We start from the raw sequence: 3441 nt of genomic DNA, 5'->3' as shown, positions 1-3441 counted from the left end.
CAACGGGGAGGTCGTGGACGGCTGACCGTCCCCGCCCCCGCCCGGACGAGACGAGAGCCTCCCGAACCGCGCCCCAGCGCGGTCCGGGAGGCTCTCCCGTTTCCCGCACGACAGCGTCCCCGGGAGCACCCGACGCGCGGCGCGCCGGGGGTGAGCGGAGTCGGGCGCGGGTCAGCCGCGCACGACGGCGGCGCCGGTGCCCTGGCGCTCGATCTCGGCGAGGACGTCCTCGCCCGTGCTGAACTCCCCCAGCAGGTTCGGCTTGCCGGTGCCGTGGTAGTCGGAGGAGCCGGTCACGAACAGGTCGTGCCGGGCGGCGACCTCGCGCAGCCAGGAGCGCTCCTCCTCGGGGTTGTCCCGGTGGTCCGCCTCGAGCCCGGCCAGGCCGGCGTCGATCATCTCCTCGATGACCTCCACACCCACCACCCGGCCCCGGGTGACGGCGCGCGGGTGGGCGAACACCGGCACGCCGCCGGCGGAGCGGATCAGCTCCACGGCGATCGCGGGGTCCGGCGCGTAGTGCGGCACGTAGTACTTCGAGCGACCCGTGAGGATGTGCGCGAACGCGGCGGAGCGGTCCTCCACCACGCCGAGGGTGACGAGCGTGTCCGCCAGGTGCGGGCGGCCGATGGTGGCGCCCTCGGCGGCGTGCTCCTGCACGAGCTCCCACGTGATCGGGTAGTCCCGGGCCAGGCGGTCCACCATCTCCTGCGCACGGGTCAGGCGCGCCGAGCGGGCGGTGCCGATCTCGCGCAGCAGCGAGGGGTCCGCGGGGTCGTGCAGGTAGCTGAGCACGTGCACGCTCGTCCCGTCCGCCGCCATGCAGGACATCTCCATGCCCGGCACGAACGCGATCCCCTCGGCGAGCGCGGCCTCGGCCGCGGCCGCCCAGCCCGCGGTGGTGTCGTGGTCCGTCAGGGCCAGACCCTCGAGGCCGGCCCGGGCCGCCGCGCGCACCACGTCGGCCGGCGGCTCGGTGCCGTCGGACTCGATCGAGTGCGAGTGGAGGTCGTAACGGGCCATGCGTGCCATGCTACCGAGGCGCGCGGGCCAGCCCCGGCGGCGCCGCTCCCCGGCGATGCCATGATGGGGGGATGACCGATGCCGCACAGCACCCCGCACAGCACGCCGACCAGGACCGCCCCCAGGACCCCGCCGCCACCCCCGAGGCGGGCGTCGACGCCGAGGGCGCGGTGAGCCCCCAGCCGCTGGCCGAGCGCGTGGAGAACCGCTCGCAGCGCCCGTCCTCGGACGCCTTCCGCGCCTTCATGGGCGCCGACTGGGCGCCGTCCTCGGACGAGCTGCCCGCGCAGGACGCCTCGGCCCCGCACGCGGCCCGGCGCCGCGCCGCCGTCTCGGCCCGCTACCCGGGCGAGCGGATCGTGGTCCCCGCCGGCCGCCTGAAGGTCCGCTCGAACGACACGGACTACCGCTTCCGCGCGCACTCGGCCTTCGCGCACCTCACGGGCCTCGGCGTGGACCACGAGCCGGACGCCGTGCTCGTGCTCGAGCCCACGGACCCGGGCGCCGGGGACGGCGGCTCGGACCACGCGGCCACCCTGTACTTCCGTCCCCTGGCCGGCCGGGACACGGAGCAGTTCTACGCGGACGCCCGCGCCGGCGAGTTCTGGATCGGCCCGCGCCCCACGCTCGCCGGCCTGGCCGCCCGCACGGGCCTGCGCACCGCCGGGCTCGAGGAGCTCGAGTCCGCCGTCACCAAGAACGTCTCCGCGGACGGCACCGCCGTGCGCCTGCTGCGCGAGGCCGACCAGGACATGGACGCCCTGCTGGCCGGCGTGCGCGCCGAGGCCGGCGTGGACGCGGAGGCCGCCGCCTCCGCGGACGCGCAGGTCGCCGAGTTCCTCTCCGAGCTGCGCCTGGTCAAGGACGAGTGGGAGGTGGAGCGCATGCGCGCCTCCGTGGCCGCCACGATCTCCGGCTTCGAGGACGTCGTGCGGGCCCTGCCGCGCGCGGTGGGCCACGCCCGCGGCGAGCGCGTGGTGGAGGGCGCCTTCTTCGCCCGCGCCCGACTCGAGGGCAACGACCTGGGCTACGACACGATCGCGGCCTCGGGCAACAACGCGACCATCCTGCACTGGATCCGCAACACCGGAACGGTGCGCGAGGGCGACCTGCTGCTGCTGGACGCGGGCGTGGAGGACGACTCCCTCTACACCGCGGACATCACCCGCACCCTGCCGGTCTCCGGCTCCTTCACGGACGTGCAGCGCCGGATCTACCAGGCCGTGCTGGACTCGGCGGACGCCGCGTACGCGATCGTGCGCCCGGGCATCCGCTTCCGGGAGATCCACGCCGAGGCCATGCGCGTGCTCGTCGAGCGACTCGCCGACTGGGGGCTGCTGCCCGTGTCCGCCGAGGTGGCCCTGTCCGAGGACGGCCAGCACCACCGCCGCTGGATGCCCCACGGCACCTCGCACCACCTCGGCCTCGACGTGCACGACTGCGCGCAGGCCAAGCGCGCGCTCTACCTGGACGGCGTGCTCGAGCCGGGCATGGTCTTCACGATCGAGCCGGGCCTGTACTTCAAGGAGGAGGACCTGGCCGTGCCGGAGGAGTACCGCGGCATCGGCGTGCGCATCGAGGACGACATCCTCGTGACCGAGGACGGGGCCGAGAACCTCTCCGCGGCCCTCCCCCGCACCCCGGACGAGATCGAGGCCTGGATGGCGCGGCTCCAGGCGTGATCCGGCGCGGAGGGCGCTCCTAGGGTTCGGACCATGGGTATCGACCTGACCACCGAGCTCACCGCCCTCCGCGACCGCCTCCTCTCCGCCGAGGCGGAGCACGCCGACCTCATCTCCCGCGTCCGGGACCGCCACCGGGCCTCGGCCCGGAACCTCGTGCACTACGTCGCCCTGCGCGGCACCGACCTGCGCCCCCTGCAGGACGCGCTGAGCGACGTCGGGCTCTCCTCACTGGGCCGCATGGAGGCCGGCGTGCTGGGCCACGTGGACGCGGTGCTCGCCGCCGTCCGCGCCCTGGACGGCGAGGACGCCCCCTCCCCCGACGACGACGCGCTCACCCCGGCGCGGGGCCGGGAGATCCTGGCCCGGGACGCGGACCGGCTGCTGGGCCCGGCCCGGCCGGACCGCGCCGCCCGGATCATGGTGACGCTGCCCTCCGAGGCCGCGCGGGACCCGGACCTCGTGGCGCGGATGGCAGAGGCGGGCATGGACCTGGCGCGCGTGAACTGCGCGCACGACGACGAGGCGGCCTGGGCCGCGATGATCGAGGCGGTCCGCGCCTGCGCCACCCCCGAGCGCCCCGCCCCGCTGGTGGCCATGGACCTGGCCGGGCCCAAGGTGCGCACCGGCCCGATCCAGCCGGGCCCGCGCGTCGTGAAGGTCAAGCCCGCCCGCACGCCCGCCGGCCTGGTCACGGAGCCCTCCCGCGTGTGGCTGGCCGCGGCCGGGGCCGAGG

3 protein-coding genes are annotated in these 3441 nt (G+C 75.9%); 2 read left to right on the top strand and 1 reads right to left on the bottom strand.

Annotation, left to right across the window (positions count from 1 at the left end; genetic code table 11):
* Positions 1–171 precede the first annotated feature (171 nt).
* Entirely contained in the window at positions 172–1032 is an 861-nt protein-coding gene (locus tag NWP10_RS11015) for a PHP domain-containing protein (protein ID WP_258300942.1), read from the bottom strand.
* A gap of 62 nt (positions 1033–1094) precedes the next feature.
* On the opposite strand from NWP10_RS11015, the gene NWP10_RS11010 reads away from it, so the two are divergent.
* Positions 1095–2705, top strand: coding sequence for an aminopeptidase P family protein (locus NWP10_RS11010; RefSeq protein ID WP_258300941.1), 1611 nt, complete (start codon positions 1095–1097; stop codon positions 2703–2705).
* A gap of 33 nt (positions 2706–2738) precedes the next feature.
* Positions 2739–3441, top strand: a 703-nt coding sequence (locus NWP10_RS11005; protein ID WP_258300940.1) for a pyruvate kinase, incomplete at its 3' end; no start/stop codon positions are given.

The organism is Micrococcus sp. HG099 (genome assembly GCF_024723355.1).
In the GTDB taxonomy this organism is placed as follows: domain Bacteria; phylum Actinomycetota; class Actinomycetes; order Actinomycetales; family Micrococcaceae; genus Micrococcus; species Micrococcus endophyticus.
This window is presented reverse-complemented; position numbering and strand designations above follow the sequence as displayed.

Excerpts from the sequence above, each read along its gene's own strand:
- NWP10_RS11010 (WP_258300941.1), top strand. The coding sequence starts at position 1,095 with ATGACCGATGCCGCACAGCACCCCGCACAGCACGCCGACCAGGACCGC.
- NWP10_RS11015 (WP_258300942.1), bottom strand. The coding sequence starts at position 1,032 with ATGGCACGCATGGCCCGTTACGACCTCCACTCGCACTCGATCGAGTCC.